The sequence below is a fragment of the Streptomyces sp. NBRC 110611 genome (genome assembly GCF_001590865.1).
Classification (GTDB): domain Bacteria; phylum Actinomycetota; class Actinomycetes; order Streptomycetales; family Streptomycetaceae; genus Streptomyces.
Window position 1 is genome coordinate 104,772 of the sequence record NZ_BBUY01000008.1, and the last position, 16,222, is coordinate 120,993.

Genomic DNA, 16,222 nt, shown 5'->3' on the forward strand with positions numbered 1-16,222 from the left:
CGAGGGGCAACGAGACCCTTGTCTCACTTTCCCCGCAACGGGCAAAGGAGCCCCCATATCGGACGAAGGTGGCGAACTATGCCTCAGGCTGCCCGAGATCGAGCCGCTGCCCCGGGTGGATCAGGTCCGCGTCGGAGCCGATAACACCCTCGTTCCGCTCGTAGAGCGCGGGCCAGCCGCCGGGCAGCCGGTGAGCCTGGGCAATGGCTGACAGGCTGTCACCCGGGCGCACGGTGTAGTCGCCGGCGGCCGGGCCCGCGCCACCGTCGGTGCGGTGCGGGCCGTCGCCGCGGTCGCCGCGGCCGCTCTGGTCATCGCGGCCACCGTGGTCGCCGTGGTCGCTGCGGTCATCGCGGTCGCCGTGGTCGTCGCGGTCATCGCGGTCGCCTCGCGAGGCGTGCCGGCCGCTGGAGGAGCGTCCGGCGTCCCCTTCGCTCTCGTCCACGTCACCGCGGTGCTTGCCCTTGGCGGGCCCCCGGTGCGGCGCGCCGGAGCCGTCCGTACGGCCGGGCGTGTCGTCCGTACGCCTGCCGCCATCCGACGTGCCGGCGGAGTCGGAGGGGCTGGGGGTGCCGGAGGGGCCGGTGGCGTCGTCCGACGGGCCGGTGGCGTCCGATGGGCCGGTCGAGCCGGAGGGGTCGGGCGAGCCGGACGGGTCGGTCGAACCCGACGGGTCACCGTTACGGGACGGGTCACCGGAGGGCGAGTCGCTCTCACGGCTGCCGTCGGTCGGCGTGCCGGAGCTGGAGCCGGTGCCGTCAGGAGCAGAGGGCGAAGGCGAGGGCGTCGCATCGGACGGCCGGTCGGACGGCCGGTCGGACGGCCGGTCGGACGCGTGGTCGGACGGCGCACGGTCGGCACCGTCCGTAGACCCGGACCCGGACCCGGGCCTGGAACCAGTGCCGGACCCGGCCCCGGAGCCAGTGCCCCTGCCCGTGCCCGTGCCGTCCGCCGGATCGGGCGCCGGGGTGTGGTTGCCGCCGGGGTCGACCTGCGGCGCGCGGCCGCCCGTCGTCAGCCCCGCGTTCACCGCGCAGCTGGGCCAGGCGTCCGGCCCCTGGTCCGCGAGTATCGCCTCGGCCACCGCGATCTGCTGGGCGCGGCTGGCGTAGTCGGGGCGGGACGCGTAGGCCGTGCCGCCGTGCTCGTCCCACATCTCCTGGGTCAGCTGCAGCCCGCCGTAGAAGCCGTTGCCCGAGGCCGCGCTCCACACCCCGCCGCTCTCGCACTGGGCGACCCGGTCCCAGGTGGCGGTGTCGGCGGCGTGCGCACCGCCGGCGGAGAAGAGGGGCAGTGCGAGGCCGGCGCCGGTCACTCCCGCCGTGACAAAGATGGCCGGTGCTTGACGGGGGCGACGGTGTCGGCCGTTCCCGGAACGCATGCGGATGCCTTTCGCGCGGCGGTTGAGTTGTTCGACGACCGGTGAACTCTTTCGAACTCCTGTCGGTCGTGGGTGGCAAAGTAGCCGGGGTCACGGGTAGTCACAAGCCGGTGTAGTAAAGATCACGCACAGGTCACGCAGCTGACACGACGTCACATTCCCCGGCTCCTGCCCCCCGTCCCTGGTCAGGGCCGTTCGGGCGTGAACTCCACCGGCAGCGACCGCAGTCCGCGCATGATGAGCCCGCCACGCCACCGCAAATCATCAGGATCCGCGGCAAGCCGGACGTCCGGGAGGCGGGTCAGCAGAGTGGCGAGCGCGGTCTGCCCTTCGAGCCGGGCGAGTGGCGCGCCCAGGCAGTAGTGGATGCCGTGCCCGTACCCCAGGTGCTGGTTGTCACGTCGGGTCAGATCGAGCACATCCGGTGCGACGAAACGTGACGGATCGCGGTCCGCGGCGGCCAGCACCACCAGGACGGGGTCGCCCTCGGCGATCCGCTGCCCGCCGAGCGTCAGCTCCTCGGTGGCGAACCGCCACGTCGCCAGCTCCACCGGGCCGTCGTACCGGAGCAGCTCCTCGACGCCGGTGCTCAGCAACTCGGTGTCGCCCGCCGCGATCGCCTTCTGGAGCAGTTCCCGCTGGGCGGGATGGCGCAGCAGGGCGTAGGTGCCGTTGCCGATGAGGTTGACGGTGGTCTCGAATCCGGCGAAGAGCAGGATGAACGCCATCGCGGCGGCCTCGTTCTCGGTGAGGTGCTCACCGTGATCGGAGGCTCGGATCAGCCCGGATATCAGGTCGTCGCCGGGTTCGCTGCGCTTGCGGTGGATCAGCTCGGCCAGGTAGCCGCGCATCTTCTTCACGGAACGGGCGACCCCGCCCCGTGGCCCGCCCCCATGCCGGATCATCATTCCCGCCCAGTCGCGGAAGTCGTCCTGGTCCTCGCTCGGGACGCCCAACATGTCGCAGATGGCGTAAATGGGCAGCGGGAAGGCGAACTCATGGATGAGATCGGCCGAGCCCTTCGCCGCGAACTGGTCGATGAGGTGGTCGGTCAGCTCCTGTACCCGCGGTGCGAACGCGGCGACCCGGCGCGGGGTGAACGCCTTGGACACCAGTCGGCGCAGCCGAGTGTGGTCGGGCGGGTCGATATTGAGCAGATGTGTCATCAGGTTGGCGCTGCGCTCGCCCGGAATGCCGACCTTGCCCTTACCGTGCGCGGACTCGCTGTGGTGCACCGGGTTCTTCGACAGCCGGGCGTCGGCGAGCGCCTGTCGCGCCTCGGTGTAGCGGGTCACCAGCCAGGCCTCCACACCGCTGGGCAGTGCGGTCCGGTGCACCGGCGCATGCTCGCGCAGCCAGGCGTACGCGGGGTACGGGTCGGCGGCGAACTCCCAGGTGAACAGCTCGGGCGCGGGCGGGGAGGCCGGGCAGGAGGTGGCGTCGTCGGACTTGTCGTGCACGTTTCGACCGTAACCGGTACGCGGACCACCGCGCGCCGCCCAGCCGTTCCCGAACCCTCAGACCGGCCGTCCCGGAACCCTCAGACCGGCCGTCCCCGAACCTCGGACGCCCCTGCCCCTGCCCCCTACGCCCCTGACACCGTCCCCTCCGGGTCCCCGTCCACCCCCAGCCCGGCCAGAAACGCCAGCGCCGCCGGCGACGGCCCGAGAGCGCTCCACACCACCCGCTCGGTACGTTCCGGCGCCGGGCGCGCCCGGACGATGCGCAGCCCCGGCAGCTCGGCGGCGAAGGCCTCCGGGACCATGCCGATGCCCAGCCCCGCCCGCACCAGCTTCGCCAGGAACTCCACGTTGGTCACCTCGAACCCCACCTCCGAGGTCAGCCCCGCCGCCAGGAACGCCTCGTCGCGCTGCCGCCGGGCCGTCGACCCGGCCGTGAAGTCGACAAAGGTCTCCCGCGCCAGCCGTGACAGCGTGGTCCACTCCCGCCCGGCCAGCGAATGGTCCGGCGGCACCACGGCCACCAGCTCACCACGGGCCAGCTCCCGCTCCCGCACGCCGGCCGTGCGCGCGCCGGGCACCAGCCCGACGAAGGCGACGTCCAGCGCCCCCTCCCGCACCCGCTCGATGAGCAGATCGCTCATCTCCGTCTGCAGACTGATCCGCACCTGCGGATAGCGGGTACGGAACGCGCCCAGCTCACGGGCGAGATCGACGGCCGCGACGGTCGAGATCGCCCCCACCGCCAGCCGGCCGCGCACCTCACCGGTCGCCGCCGCCACCTCGGCGCGGGCCCGCTCGGCCGCCTGCAGCGCCTGCCGAGCGACCGGAACGAACGCCTCCCCCGCGGCGGTCAGCCGCACGCTCCGGCTCGTCCGGTGGAAGAGCCGTGCGCCGAGCTCCTTCTCCAACCGGGCGATCTGATGGCTGAGCGCGGACTGCACCACATGGCACCGCTCGGCGGCCCGGGTGAACCCACCGGTCTCGGCCACCGCGACCACGTACCTCATCTGCTGGAGCTCCATGACGCCCGAGAGTACGACGGCATCGATCTCTTTCCACGATGGGTGAAATGAAAACTATGTATTGGACTCATCAATGGGCCGGGCCCCAGGCTGGGAAGCGCCGGCAGCCGCCACAGCGGCCGCGGGCGAATGCACTACGAGAAGGAGCCCTCGTGAGACCTGCCGGCGCGTCCGCGACGTCCACCACATCTGCGACATCAGAACCGTCCGAACCATCCGGCTCCGGCAAGGGGCTGGCACGCGGCACGCTGCTGCTGATGTCGGTCGCCACCGGCCTGTCCGTCGCCGGCAACTACTTCGCCCAGCCGCTGCTGGACGTCATCGGCCGCGATCTCCACCTCTCCGCGTCCACCGCCGCCCTGGTGGTGACCATCGCACAGCTCGGCTACGGCCTCGGCCTGCTGCTGCTCGTCCCCCTCGGTGACCTGCTGGAACGCCGTCGGCTGGCGGTCGCGCTGTGCGCGGCGACGGCGGTGTTCCTGACTGTCACGGCGAGTGCGCCGAACGCCCTCCTCCTGCTGACCGGCACCGCCCTCACCGGCCTGACCTCGGTCGCCGCCCAGGTCATCGTGCCGTACGCGGCGACCCTCGCGGCGCCCGCCGAGCGCGGCCGGACCGTCGGCACCGTCATGACCGGGCTACTGCTCGGCATCCTGCTGGCCCGTACGGCCGCCGGGCTCCTCTCCGAGCTGGGCGGCTGGCGCACCGTCTACTGGATCAACGCCGCGCTGATGCTGCTGGTGGCGGTGCTCCTGCGGCTCCGGCTCCCCGCGCTGCGCACCACCGCCGGGCTCCGCTACCCCGCCCTCCTCCGCTCCACGCTGGCACTGTTCGCCCAGGAGCCGGTGCTGCGCCGAAGGGCGGTACTGGGCGCGCTGTCCTTCGCGGGTTTCTCGGTCCTGTGGACCGCCGTGGCCTTCCTGATGTCCGGCCCCTCCTACGGCTGGCAGGAGTCGGCCATCGGCCTTCTGGGCCTGGTGGGTGCCGCCGGTTCCCTGGCGGCATCGGCGGCGGGCCGGCTGGCCGACCGCGGCCTGGCACACCGCGTCACCGGCACCGCGGCGTTCCTGCTGCTGGGGTCGTGGGGGCTGCTGGCGGCGGGCGGCTCCGGCGGAACATGGCCGCTGGCCGCGCTGCTGGCGGGGATCGTCGTCCTGGACCTGGCCCTCCAGGCGATCCACGTCTCCAACCAGAACCTGGTCTACGGAATCCGCCCGGAGGCTCGTAACCGCCTCAACTCGGCTTACATGACCGCCTACTTCGTGGGCGGCGCGCTCGGCTCGGCCCTGACCTCCGCGGTCTGGGGAGCTGGCGGCTGGCGCGGGGTGTGCCTGGTGGGCGCGGCCCTGGCGGCGGCAGCGGCGGCCGTATGGCTCTTCGACCGGCTCCGCCCACTTCCCTGAGCCGCCCCCCTGCCTCTCTGCTCCCCTGCTCCCCTGTTCCCCTGCTCCTAACTCTCGGTGGCCGCTGACGCCTCGGCGGCCACCACCGCGTCCCGGTACGTCCGGGCCGCCGCCCGCAGCGCCGCCTCCGGGTCGATGCCGTCCCGCTCCGCCCGTACGGCCATGGCCAGCAGCTCGTAGCCGATGCCCTCGCCGGTGGGCACGGTGACGTCCAGGCCCGCCGAGCGCACGCGGGACGCCAGCTTCGCCGCCAGGGCGAGGCCGGGCTGGGCGAGCGGGATGCCCTCGGTCACCGACTCCCGCTGCTTCTCCACCGCCTTCGTCCGCAGCCAGTGGGCCTTGACGTCCTCGGGCGTCTCGGCCGCCTCCTCCCCGAAGACATGGGGGTGGCGATGGACGAGCTTCTCCACGATCGTGCCCGCGACGTCATCGATGGAGAACGGCTCCTCCGGGGCGTCCTGGGCGATCCGGGCGTGGAAGACGACCTGGAGGAGCACATCGCCCAGCTCCTCGCGCAGCGCCTCGCGGTCGCCCTCCTCGATGGCCTCGACCAGCTCGTACGCCTCCTCGATGCCGTACTTGGCCAGATCGCGGTGCGTACGGATGCTGCTCCAGGGGCACTCGGCGCGGATCTGGTCCATGACCTGGACGAGGTCGAGCAGCCGGGCGCCGGGCAGGTCGTACGAGCCGGGCAGCAGCTCCAGGTCGGGCATGGTCTCGCGGCCGGAGCCGGCCAGCCGCGCCAGGCCGTCGGTCAGCGCGCTCTCCCCGACGGCGGAAGTGAGGATGACGGCGGTCCGGTCGCCCGGCACGCAGTAGTCGACCAGCTCGCGGGCGGTCGGGGCAGCCGTCTCCACCTCGATGCCGGCCTCCCGCAGATACGGCAGCTGCGGGTGCTCCGGGTCGGCGCACAGCACCCGCTGCGCCGCGTGCAGGGTCTGCCAGGCGGGCCAGGACAGGAGCCCGGGGGCGACCCGATGGCTGGTGGTGAGCAGGACCAGGCGTCCGGTGCCGGTGCCCTCGGGGCGGGCATCGGCACCGGAGCCCGCGGCGGACTCGGAGCCCGTAGCGGAATCGGAGCCGCCGGTGGAGGCGGAGCCCGCGGCGGAGGCGGATGCGGAGGCGTCAGCAGCGTTCACGCATCGAACGTAACCCACACCACTGACAACGCCCGGCGCCGCCCGTCAGGCCTGCTGCCTGACGGGCGTGGTGGTGATCCACGGCTCCTTGGTGCGGCCGAGGATGACCTGCTGGTCGTCCCAGGTGCCGAACCGCGGATTGACGTCGATACCCATCGCGCGCGAGGCGTCGGACAGCGCCCGGGCGAGCTTCTGCTGGCCCTGGGGAGTGTTGCGGTCGGCGCGGAGGTGTTCGGCGATGCCGTCGAGCAGCAGCTGGTTGCGGACCGTGCCGTCGATCTCGTCGGGGGCGATGCCCTGCTGGAGCCACATCGCCTTCAGCCGCTCGGCGCCGCCGGCCCGCTTCTCCGCCCGGGCGCGCCAGTTCTGGATGCTGCGGCGGGTGACCGTCACCCCGGCGTTCTCCGCGGTGCGCGCCAGCACCTCGTCGAAGATCATGCCGTTGAGGGTGGCCAGGCTCAGCCGGCCGGTGTTCAGGATCAGCTGGGCGCCCTCCGGGGACCGGGCCTGGGCGTCCCGGACGTCCCGCACCTTGGCCTGGAGCTGCGCGACGGTGATCCGCTTGCCGTCCACGATGGCCGCGGCACCGGGGTGCGCCTCGCTTCCGCAGGCGGCGAGCAGCGGGGTCGCGGCCAGCAGGGCGACGGTGGCGGTTACGGAGAGCGCTGTCCTACGGCGGAACACATGGCCTCCCGGCAGATCGTGCGACGGAGTCTCGACCTTTGGTGATCGATGCTATGGAGTCGGTGTGGCCCAGGCCACTGCTTCGGCCAACGATCTGCGATCCGTGGCGTACCGGTTTCCCTCGTCGGGGGTCGCCCCGCCCACGCCCCGCCGTCATCACGAGGCCCCCGCCCACGCCCACGCCGTCATCACGAGGCCCCCGTCCGCGCGTTCGCCTTGTCGGCGCATGGCGTGACTCAACGACCGTTTCCCGCGTTGTTCCACATAGCCCAGACGGCCACAAAGGTCTAGAAAGGTGCCTGAAATGGACATCGCCGAACAGGTCAGGACGCTGTTGACCACGAGGTTTGGAGTGGATCCGGTCTCGGTGACTGCTGACGCCACACTGCGCAAGCTGGGCGTTGACTCGTTGGCGCTGGAAGAGCTGCGGTTGCTCATCGAGGACGGACTGGAGGTCGACCTGGAGGACGCCGAGTTGACGCCCCGGAACAGCTTCGGACAGCTGCTGGCGGCCGTCCATTCGGCAGCCGCGTGACCACCCGGACGCAAGAGCCGTACCCGGCCGTCGTGACCGGGCTCGGGATGCTCACCGCGGCCGGCATCGGCGCCGCGGCGAACTGGCACAAGGTCACCCACGCCACCTCCCCCTCCGGCGTACGGAGGCCCGCCGAGCTGCGCGATCTGCCGACCGACTTCGTGTACCTCATCGACGGCCTGGACATCGAGGCCGCCCTGGACGCCGCGACCCGCCGGCTGACGGACCGTTTCTCCCAACTGGCGGTCCTGGCGGCCCGCGAAGCCGTGGCCGACGCCGGGCTGGATCCACGGACCTGGGACGGCGACCGGGTCGCGGTCGTCATCGGCACCGCCAACGGCGGGCTCCCCGTCTACGACGAGCAGCACACCGCACTCCTGGAACGGGGCCCCCGCCGGGTCTCCCCCATGCTGGCCGTCCTGACCACCGGCAACGGCGCCGCGGCGAGCGTCTGCCGCGACCTGGGCGCCCGGGGACCGAGCCTCACGGTGAACACCACCTGCGCGTCGGGCACCGACGCGATCGGCATCGCCCGTCAGCTGCTGCGCGCCGGGATGTGCGACATCGCCCTGGCCGGCGGAGCGGAGTCGTCCTGCTCCCGGTTGATCGTCGCCAGTATGTGCAAGATGAAGGGCCTCTCCACCCGGCGGGACGACCCGGCCGCGGCCTGCCGCCCCTTCGATGCCGACCGGGACGGCTTCGTCCTCGGCGAGGGCGCCGGCCTGCTCGTCCTGGAACGGCCCGAGCACGCCCGGGCGCGCGACGCACGCACCAGGGCCATGGTCGTCGGCTACGGCACGGCCAACGACGCCTACGCCCCCGTCGCTCCGCACCCCGAGGGCGCGGGCGCCGAGCGTGCCCTGCGGGCCGCGCTGGCCGACGCCGGGGTCCGCGCCACCGACATCGGACACGTCAACGCGCACGGCACCGCCACCACGCTCAACGACCTCATCGAGAGCGCCATGCTCCGCCGGGTCCTCGGCGAGCACCCCCTGGTCACCTCTACCAAGGCCATGACCGGCCACACCCTGGGCGCCGCCGGCGGCATCGAGACCGCCTTCACCGTGCTGGCGCTCCAGCACCAGCTCGTCCCGCCGACAGCCAACCTGGAATCCCCCGACCCCGACGTTCCCGTCGAGGTGGTGGCCAAGGAAGCCCGCCCCGCACGGCTGGAGTGTGCGGTGAAGACCTCACTGGGTTTCGGCGGGCACAACGCCGCCCTGGTCGTCAGCCGCGGGTGAGCCACCGCCCTCGACAGCGCGTGCAGCCACGCGAAGGAGACGCATGACCGAGGAAGTAGTCAACGCCCTGAGCGTGGACGGGCTGTCCTACTCCTACCGGCTGCTGCGGCAGCCGACCCAGCAGATCGAACCGGTGCTCATTCTGGGCGGTCTGCTGCAGGGCAAGGACGGATGGGAGCACTTCGAAGAACCGGTACTCCCCCTGACGAGCCTGATCACCATCGACCTGCCGGGTTCCGGCAAGGCCGACCCGATCCGCCCCGAACAGGGCATGGACACCTTGTGCCAGGCGGTCGAGCAGGTCCTCGACGACCTCAGCATCGTCAGCGTCAACCTGTTCGGGTACTCCTACGGCTCCGCCATCGGCTTCGCCTTCGCACAACGACACCCGCACCGGGTGGCCCGCCTCCTGCTCGGCGGCGTGCCGGTGGAGGTCACCAGCAGGCAACTGGACATCTGGCGGACGGCCGCGACCCGGGTAGCGGACGGCAGGCCGGAGGAGTTCGTCGAACTCACCCTCAACCTCTGGCTCTGCCAGGACGAACGCCGCTTCGTACGCCACCGCAGACTGGCCCGCCGCTACGTCAAACGCCTCCTCACCCACGCCGTCGCCAACACCTCGCACGGATTCACCATCCTCAACCGCGCCGCGACCGAGGGCATGCAGCCGTCCGGCGAACTGCGCGGCGTTCCGGCCCTGGTCTTCTGCGGCGAGCACGACACCGTCTCCGCACCCGAGAAGCAACGCGCCTTCGCCGCCAACGTCGAGGACTGCCGCTTCCTCACCATCGCCGAGTGCGACCACTGGCTCCCCTTCGAACGCTCCCAGGACGTCGTCGACCTGGTAGTCCGCTTCTTCACCGACCAGCCCGTGGAGGGCGCGATCCACGCCGCCCGGCCGGAGCCCCGCGCCCAGCCGCAGGTACGGGCCGAGCCCGCTATGCGGTAGGCCGGCAGGGAAGAATCAGGTGGCCAGCGATTCTCCGGTCACTGTCACCAACCGTCGAGAGAGACCTCCGGACCGCCCGTGAGATACCGGTGGAGGGCGCTGGCCGTGGTATCGACGAACGCCTCGGGGACAGCATCGGTGGCGACCCAGCGGACCTGGGCGTGCGTGCGGGGTTCGCGGTTCTCGGGCTCACCGCTCCATTCGTGGGGGGCAAAACGACGGTGAGGAAGCCGTTGGGGGCTTCGACACCCCAGGCGCCGTGGATGAGGTGGGCGACCTTGAGGGCTTCGGGCTGGTCGTCGGCTGTCCGCTGAGCCACGGATGGTGTCCCTTCGTCGGCCGGACGGTGGCAGCTCAGGCCAGCGCTTCGCGTGCGCGGCGGGCGAGTTCGGCGGTCCGGGCACTTTGCGGCGCTGGTAGACGGCCAGGGTGGAGCGGAACGAGGTGATGGCCTTAGCCGCACGGAACGTTGTATGTCTTCCTGCGGGCGGCCTCATGATCTCGTCACGCAGGTCGGCGGCGATCCGTTCGTGCAGGGAACGCCGGTCGTACGCGTCGTCTCCGGTTCCTCGGCACGGTCATCCGATCCTGATCTCGTAGCGCAGCCGCTGAAGGCGTCCGGGCATGGCCATCCTGTCGACTTGGATCGGCCGGTCGTAGTCGTCCAGCGTGACCCGTGTCAGCTGGAGCACCGGTTCGTCCGTGCCGGTCCGCAGGGCATCACGTTCCTCGTCGCCGGGCATCCGGGCGAACACGTCCTCCCGCACCCGGGCGCCGGTGTGTCCGAGCTCGGCCAGGAGCGAGACCGCACCACCGGGAATCTTGGCCGTCCCGGCCAGACGGGTTCCCCGTGCGACGTGGACGGGGTAATAGGTGTCGGTCAACTCGCAGGGCACGTCGTCGAGATACATCACACGGCGCCGTACGACGACGTCCGCGCCCTCGGCGATCCCCAGGCACTCCGCGATCTCGGCCGGTGCCGCGACCTCCCCGGTATGGACGATGCGTTGCCTGCCCCGGCGACCACGGGCGGCAGCCTCCGCACCCCGGGCGTCGGGCTGCCCCTCCTCACGGGGTGTCAGATACGGCATCGAGGTACTGGCCCACTCGCCGGTGCTCACAGCGCCCTCCTGCGCGGTAGGCGATCCCGACCCTTCGCGTACACGGTAGGCGGCTGCCTGGCGGCAACCATCATTACTTCGCGTGCGGGGCGGTGCGTTCGGCGACTCCTGCGAAGGATCACCAAGTACGGCCCCACCCTCGTACTCTGGCAGTGACGAGCTGCACAGAAAGGGGCAAGGCCGTGTCTTCAGATGCTACCCCCGAACCGTTCGCGGAACCGGTCGCGTTCGGCCAGCGTATGCAGATTCTGCGAACCCGTCGCGGTATGAGTCGGAGTGTCTTGGCCGGTCTGCTCGGGAAGTCGCCGAGCTGGGTAAAGCAAGTAGAGGGCGGACGCCTGCACATGCCCAAGCTCCCCATGGTGCTGCGTATCGCTGAAGCCCTCCGAGTACGGAACCTCTCCGACCTCACCGGTGATCAGTCAATGGCAGTCGACTTGTTCACCGGTCCAGGACATGCCCGGCTGCCCAAAGTCCGCCAGGCCATTGACTCATTCCCATTGACGACACAACGAGAGGCGCCGCCCTCAGCGCATCTCCGAGAAAGGCTTTCCCGTGCGTGGAGCGCCCGGCATTCCGCCCCCCATCACAGGGACGTCATTGGAGCACTCCTGCCGGACTTGATCCGAGATGCACAATGCATGGCGCTGCAAGCCAACTCAGCGAGCGAGCGCCGAGTAGCGCAGGGGCTGATGGCGGAGGTTTACAGCCTGAGCCAGTTCTTCATCGCTTACCAGCCGGATTCGTCTCTGCTGTGGCGTGTCGTCGAGCGCAGTATGATTTCCGCACAGGAATCGGAAGATCCGCATGCCATCGGTGTCGCGGCATGGCTGGCGGCACAGGCTCACCGTGACAGCGGACATGCCCACTTCGACACTGCTGACGCGGTGAATCTGGAGACTATCCGGTACCTGGAGACGTTCCTGCCCGATGCGGGTAACGACGTGCTCGCCATTGCGGGAGCACTGCAATTCGAGGCCGGCTATACCGCTGCCCGCCGAGGCGACACGGGAACTGCTTGGCGCTACTGGGATACGGCACGCGCTATGGCGGACCGGCTGCCTGCCGGCTACTTCCACCCCGTTACGTCCTTCTCGCAGGCGGTCATGGGAGCACACGCGGTCACTATCGCGGTCGAACTGCACGCGGGTGCAGAAAGCGTCCGGCAGGCCGCTGCTGCGGACGCAGCAACCATCCCTTCCCGCCCCCGGCGCGCTCGGCACCGCATCGAGGAGGCGCGCGGGTATCAACTCGATGGACAGACCGAAGCGGCGCTCGCCGCGCTCGACAAGGCCTATGAGGCGGCTCCGGAAACGATCCGCTACAACGGATACGCCCGCCGCATCGTCTTGGAAGAAACGGACTCGAAGAGCCCGGCGCAGCGACGCCGGGCCAGCGAGCTAGCAGTAAAGATCGGCGTACTGGCGGCATGAACTAGGGGGCACAAACTGTGCCCCCTCTCTCTCCGCAGGGATCCTACGGTCAGTCAACGCGTGACTACCAGAGACCCCCGCAACCGCTGCTGACGGCCCGGGGGCATGGCCACCAACCCCTGGGAGGTTGACGACATGCGCAAACATAGCGCGTGGATCTTCGAACTGCTGTTGCGGGTGCTACTGCCCGCGCGAGGGCGTCACCGGTCCGCGGGCACACTGCCCGCCATGGAGCGCGCGGACGCGCCAACACTCGCACTTCCCCGCGTGCCCGCACGTGAGTCGGGGCTGCTGCGTGGCGAGGACATGGCCCTGATCCGCCCGTACGTCCTCACCCCCGAAGAGCGGCAAGAGCGGAGGTTGCGGCGCGGTCGGCGGCGGGCGCTGTGGCTCGCGACGTACGGGGTCGATTCCGGGCCGCGCTGGATCCACGGTGTGGAGGTGGTGAGCTGATGCCCCGCAACTGCCGCACCATCCACCTGCCAGACCCCCTGCCGGTACCGGAGTCCGAGCCGGTTGCCGGGTGCGACGTGTGCGCCGCCCTGGCCAGGCAGCGGGCGGGGGCGCGCGCCGTCGGAGACATGTCGAGGGTGATCGACTGCAACATCGAGATGCGCCGCCATCCTCACCCGAAGCGGGAGGGCCGATGACGACCGAGACACACGCGGGTAGCCAGACGGGAACGGCTGGCTCGCACCCTGAAAGCGGCAGGGTCGTGAGTGCGGGCTCCTGGTCACGGCTGCGCTGCCGGGTCGAGGAAGCGTGGAACCGGCACGTCAGGTATCGGAAGCTGTGCAGGCAGCTTGACCACATGCGGGCGGAGGCCGAGGCCCGTACCGCGTGGGTGGATGAGCTGACCGAGGAGGAGCTGGCGGCGATGCTGCGCGGTCTCCGCGAGTGCATCAACGCCATGGAAATGGAAACAGCGGGCAGCGATGCCCCGGATCGTCCAGAGGGTGCGTCATGAGGGCGCGGTATCGGTTTGCTGAGTGGACGCTGTCAGCCATGACGGGCATGACACTCCGATACATCGGTAAGTGCCTCACCTGCGTGGAACGGTCCGTCGACACCGCCGACCCGGACGACGGGCAGGTGTGGTGTCTGAGGCACGCGGGCGCTACCGGCCACACCAGTTATGAAATGACGGCGTTCCAGTACTTCGACGCCACCCTGACCGACCCTCGGCATTCCCACACCGCAAGAGGGGTGGGAACGTGCGCACCCGGCTCGTAGACCGCGCTGGGTGGGTCTGCGTGGACTTGGACTGCGTACGCGAGACCAGCCGACCCGCAGCTCAGGAGCCGCACCATCGGCCCCCGTTCGCCCACTACGGCTATGGGGGCCGCCCCATGGCCTCGGCCCGCGCGGCGATGGCGCCCCGGGGCCTCGGTGAACAGCACGCGTCACTACGGTGGGCCAATGACGTCAATCAAGCAGGTCCAAATCACCTTTGACTGCGCAGAACCGGAGCGCGTCGCTCGTTTCTGGTGCGAGGTGTTGGGGTACGTCGTACCGCCGCCACCGGAGGGGTTTGCTTCGTGGGACGAGTTCGATCGCTCGCTGCCGCCGGAGCGTCAGGGTTCCGGGTTTGTCTGCATGGATCCCTCAGGTGTGGGCCCGCGCATGTACTTCCAGCGCGTTCCCGAAGGGAAGGTTGTCAAGAATCGGGTGCATCTTGACGTGCGGGTCGGCACCGGGCTCGTAGGTGAAGAGCGCGTCGCCGCACTCGAGGCCGAGTGCGCACGGCTGGTCGAACTCGGCGCAGTACGCGTGCAGCTCCTGCGTGCCGATGGTTTCAACGAGTCGTGCTTGGTGATGCAGGACGTCGAGGGCAACGAGTTCTGTCTCGACTGACTCGGCTGACTCGGCTGGCTTGGCTGACTCGGCTGAGGGGCCGCTCACGTGTCCTCGCTCTGTGGGAAGGCATGGTGCTTGGGGTCGGTGATGCCCATTCGCCGGCTGGGGCGTGCGAGCGGTTGGACGCAGCGGCCCCGCTACCTCCTGACCCCCGACGAGTGCCTCCTCACTCCCGACGGTCACCTCCTCACTCACGACAGCTGCCTCCTCGCTCACGACGGCCCGGCACTGCGACGCGCGGCGCCGGGCCGTCCGGCCGTCCCGACCGGAAACGGAACTGCGCACCGGAACGGACCACGTACGCCGGAACGGACCGCGTATGGGAACGGACCGTCCCGCAGGCACGTCTCCCCCACTGCGCGGGCCGTCGGTGCCCCGGCCGTCGGCGCTCCGGCCGCCGGACCGGCCGGTACATCCGTTCGAGTATCTTTCCGTGTAGTTGAGAGTGAGCGAGGACCCTCATGGACACGGCCGCAGCAACGGCCGGCGGTACCCCCGGGACGGGCCCGGGCGCAGACGGCGGCATCCTGCCGCGGTCCCGGACCGCCACCCCGGCCGCGACCGCCGCCCCCGCCCCGAGAGGCGCCCTCCTCGCTCCGCTGCGTGCCCGGACCGCTTCGCTGCGCGCCCCCCGGCTAGACCCGTACTGGACCGCCGGATTCTTCTTCGTCGCCTTCGCGCTGCTGGCCCTGTGGCGCTTCCGTACGCTGTCCACGTCCTCCTGGGACCTGGGCATATTCGAGCAGGCGATACGCGGCTACGCCCATTTCCAGGCGCCGATAGTCGATCTCAAGGGCCCGGGCACCAACATCCTCGGCGACCACTTCAGCCCCGTCCTGGTCCTGCTGGCCCCGTTCTACCGGCTCTTCCCCTCCCCCCTGACCCTGCTGATCGCCCAGGCCGCCCTGTTCGCGCTCTCCACGGTCCCGGTCACCCGCGCCGCGGCCCGCCACCTCGGCCGCTGGCCGGGCCTGGCCATCGGCATCGCGTACGGCATGTCCTGGGGCGTACAGAAGGCCGTGGACTTCGACTTCCACGAGATCGCCTTCGCGCTGCCGCTGATCGCCTTCGCCCTTGAGGCGGTGCTGCGCGGGCGGTGGACCGCGGCGGTGTGCTGGGCCGCGCCGCTCGTCCTGGTCAAGGAGGACCTCGGCGTCACCGCCGCCGCCATCGGGGCCCTCGCCCTGCTGCGTACTCGCCGGGCCGGTCCGCTGCCCATCGCCCTGGTCGCCTTCGGCCTCACCGCCTCCGCCGTAACCCTCGGCGTGGTCATCCCCGCTTTCAACGGCTCGGGCTCGTACGACTACTGGAGCAAGTTCGGGGCCGACGGCGGCGGTGCGACCATCCCGCTCGGCACCGCGCTCAACACCACGCTGTGGGTCCTGCTGCCCACGACCGGGCTCCTCGCGCTGCGCTCCCCCCTTCTCCTGGTCGCGCTGCCCACCCTCGGCTGGCGGTTCCTCTCGCACGAGTCGCACTACTGGGGCACCGACTGGCACTACAACGCCGTCCTGATGCCGGTGGTCTTCCTCGCCCTCGTGGACGCCCTGCCCCGGGCCCGGGCCTCGGCCCGGCCCTGGCTGCGCTCGTACGCCCACCACCTGCCGGCCGCCGCCCTGGCCGCCGCCCTCGCGCTCACCGCCACCCTGCCGCTGGCCCGGCTCACCGAGACGGCCACCTACCGCACGCCGCCGGAGGCCGCCGCCGCGGCGAAGCTGCTGGAGCGCATACCCGACGGGGCCACCGTGGAGTCCGGTATCCGCCCGCTGAGCCGGCTCACCGACCGCACCCGGGTCTTCTGGATGGGCGACACGGGCGGGCTGGCACCCGACTACATCGCGGACGAACTCCGCGACGACCGCACCCCGAAGCAGGCCCTCGCCGACGCGGCGGCCCGCCACCCGGAGTCGTCGTACGCGCTTCTCGGCGACAGCGGGAACATCGTTGTCCTGCGGCGGGTCGCCGCGCGCTGAGGCGCGACGACGGTCCGGCAC

Annotated in this window: 16 protein-coding genes and 1 pseudogene; 10 read left to right on the plus strand and 7 right to left on the minus strand. The window is 70.9% G+C overall.

Annotated features, from left to right (window positions below):
• Positions 1–76 precede the first annotated feature (76 nt).
• The 3 genes from AZE13_RS19080 to AZE13_RS19090 form a co-directional block, all read right to left on the minus strand.
• On the minus strand, positions 77–1,315 hold the full coding sequence (locus AZE13_RS19080) for a transglycosylase family protein (protein ID WP_258527869.1): 1,239 nt from the start codon (positions 1,313–1,315) through the stop codon (positions 77–79).
• 251 nt (positions 1,316–1,566) lie between these two features.
• On the minus strand, positions 1,567–2,841 hold the full coding sequence (locus AZE13_RS19085; protein ID WP_066933015.1) for a cytochrome P450 family protein: 1,275 nt from the start codon (positions 2,839–2,841) through the stop codon (positions 1,567–1,569).
• Between the two features lie 125 nt (positions 2,842–2,966).
• Entirely contained in the window at positions 2,967–3,866 is a 900-nt protein-coding gene (locus tag AZE13_RS19090; protein ID WP_066933018.1) for a LysR family transcriptional regulator, read from the minus strand.
• Between the two features lie 257 nt (positions 3,867–4,123).
• Between AZE13_RS19090 and AZE13_RS19095 the strand changes: the two genes are divergently transcribed.
• Complete coding sequence (locus AZE13_RS19095; protein WP_107288382.1) at positions 4,124–5,269, plus strand: MFS transporter; 1,146 nt, start codon at positions 4,124–4,126, stop codon at positions 5,267–5,269.
• Positions 5,270–5,316: 47 nt separating this feature from the next.
• On the opposite strand, the gene AZE13_RS19100 is transcribed toward AZE13_RS19095, so the two are convergent.
• The gene (locus AZE13_RS19100; protein ID WP_066933394.1) at positions 5,317–6,270 is read right to left on the minus strand and encodes a nucleoside triphosphate pyrophosphohydrolase; all 954 of its coding nucleotides are present in this window, start codon (positions 6,268–6,270) and stop codon (positions 5,317–5,319) included.
• A gap of 183 nt (positions 6,271–6,453) precedes the next feature.
• Positions 6,454–7,092 (minus strand): SurA N-terminal domain-containing protein, encoded by a 639-nt coding sequence (locus tag AZE13_RS19105; protein ID WP_066933020.1) that lies wholly within the window; start codon positions 7,090–7,092, stop codon positions 6,454–6,456.
• A 304-nt stretch (positions 7,093–7,396) separates the two neighbouring features.
• Here AZE13_RS19105 and AZE13_RS19110 point away from each other — a divergent pair, with 304 nt between their 5' ends.
• Genes AZE13_RS19110 through AZE13_RS19120 form a run of 3 tightly spaced genes read left to right on the plus strand, consistent with a single transcriptional unit; the run spans position 7,397 to position 9,817 of the window.
• Positions 7,397–7,627, plus strand: coding sequence for an acyl carrier protein (locus tag AZE13_RS19110; RefSeq protein WP_066933024.1), 231 nt, complete (start codon positions 7,397–7,399; stop codon positions 7,625–7,627).
• Positions 7,624–8,868 (plus strand): beta-ketoacyl-[acyl-carrier-protein] synthase family protein, encoded by a 1,245-nt coding sequence (locus AZE13_RS19115; RefSeq protein WP_079124144.1) that lies wholly within the window; start codon positions 7,624–7,626, stop codon positions 8,866–8,868. The genes AZE13_RS19110 and AZE13_RS19115 overlap by 4 nt, the downstream gene beginning before the upstream one ends.
• A 43-nt stretch (positions 8,869–8,911) precedes the next feature.
• Positions 8,912–9,817 (plus strand): alpha/beta fold hydrolase, encoded by a 906-nt coding sequence (locus AZE13_RS19120; RefSeq protein WP_066933027.1) that lies wholly within the window; start codon positions 8,912–8,914, stop codon positions 9,815–9,817.
• 44 nt (positions 9,818–9,861) lie between these two features.
• Here AZE13_RS19120 and AZE13_RS38210 read toward each other — a convergent pair.
• Positions 9,862–10,112: pseudogene (locus tag AZE13_RS38210) on the minus strand (DNA mismatch repair protein MutT); the annotation flags it as partial.
• A 283-nt stretch (positions 10,113–10,395) separates the two neighbouring features.
• Positions 10,396–10,908: a GntR family transcriptional regulator gene (locus tag AZE13_RS19125; protein ID WP_398780180.1), complete on the minus strand. Its 513-nt coding sequence runs from the start codon at positions 10,906–10,908 to the stop codon at positions 10,396–10,398.
• Positions 10,909–11,120: 212 nt separating this feature from the next.
• Here AZE13_RS19125 and AZE13_RS19130 point away from each other — a divergent pair, with 212 nt between their 5' ends.
• The 6 genes from AZE13_RS19130 (at position 11,121) to AZE13_RS19160 (ending at position 16,201) form a co-directional block, all read left to right on the plus strand.
• A complete protein-coding gene (locus AZE13_RS19130; RefSeq protein ID WP_181690381.1) occupies positions 11,121–12,371 on the plus strand; it encodes a helix-turn-helix domain-containing protein in 1,251 nt (416 codons plus the stop codon).
• A gap of 135 nt (positions 12,372–12,506) precedes the next feature.
• Positions 12,507–12,824, plus strand: coding sequence for a hypothetical protein (locus AZE13_RS36965; protein WP_258527870.1), 318 nt, complete (start codon positions 12,507–12,509; stop codon positions 12,822–12,824).
• A 193-nt stretch (positions 12,825–13,017) separates the two neighbouring features.
• Entirely contained in the window at positions 13,018–13,338 is a 321-nt protein-coding gene (locus AZE13_RS19145; RefSeq protein ID WP_066933039.1) for a hypothetical protein, read from the plus strand.
• A gap of 38 nt (positions 13,339–13,376) precedes the next feature.
• Entirely contained in the window at positions 13,377–13,604 is a 228-nt protein-coding gene (locus tag AZE13_RS19150) for a hypothetical protein (RefSeq protein WP_220127583.1), read from the plus strand.
• Between the two features lie 186 nt (positions 13,605–13,790).
• Positions 13,791–14,225, plus strand: a complete 435-nt coding sequence (locus AZE13_RS19155) for a VOC family protein (RefSeq protein ID WP_066933044.1) — start codon at positions 13,791–13,793, stop codon at positions 14,223–14,225.
• Positions 14,226–14,689: 464 nt separating this feature from the next.
• Positions 14,690–16,201, plus strand: coding sequence for a DUF2079 domain-containing protein (locus AZE13_RS19160; protein WP_079124145.1), 1,512 nt, complete (start codon positions 14,690–14,692; stop codon positions 16,199–16,201).
• The last annotated feature ends 21 nt before the right edge of the window (positions 16,202–16,222 follow it).

What these genes read in the sequence shown, in the direction of transcription:
- AZE13_RS19125 (WP_398780180.1), bottom strand. Translation starts at nt 10,908, where the DNA reads ATGCCGTATCTGACACCCCGTGAGGAGGGGCAGCCCGACGCCCGGGGT.
- AZE13_RS19150 (WP_220127583.1), top strand. Translation starts at nt 13,377, where the DNA reads ATGACGGGCATGACACTCCGATACATCGGTAAGTGCCTCACCTGCGTG.
- AZE13_RS19145 (WP_066933039.1), top strand. Translation starts at nt 13,018, where the DNA reads ATGACGACCGAGACACACGCGGGTAGCCAGACGGGAACGGCTGGCTCG.
- AZE13_RS19090 (WP_066933018.1), bottom strand. Translation starts at nt 3,866, where the DNA reads ATGGAGCTCCAGCAGATGAGGTACGTGGTCGCGGTGGCCGAGACCGGT.
- AZE13_RS19095 (WP_107288382.1), top strand. Translation starts at nt 4,124, where the DNA reads ATGTCGGTCGCCACCGGCCTGTCCGTCGCCGGCAACTACTTCGCCCAG.
- AZE13_RS19160 (WP_079124145.1), top strand. Translation starts at nt 14,690, where the DNA reads ATGGACACGGCCGCAGCAACGGCCGGCGGTACCCCCGGGACGGGCCCG.
- AZE13_RS19155 (WP_066933044.1), top strand. Translation starts at nt 13,791, where the DNA reads ATGACGTCAATCAAGCAGGTCCAAATCACCTTTGACTGCGCAGAACCG.
- AZE13_RS36965 (WP_258527870.1), top strand. Translation starts at nt 12,507, where the DNA reads ATGCGCAAACATAGCGCGTGGATCTTCGAACTGCTGTTGCGGGTGCTA.
- AZE13_RS19110 (WP_066933024.1), top strand. Translation starts at nt 7,397, where the DNA reads ATGGACATCGCCGAACAGGTCAGGACGCTGTTGACCACGAGGTTTGGA.
- AZE13_RS19120 (WP_066933027.1), top strand. Translation starts at nt 8,912, where the DNA reads ATGACCGAGGAAGTAGTCAACGCCCTGAGCGTGGACGGGCTGTCCTAC.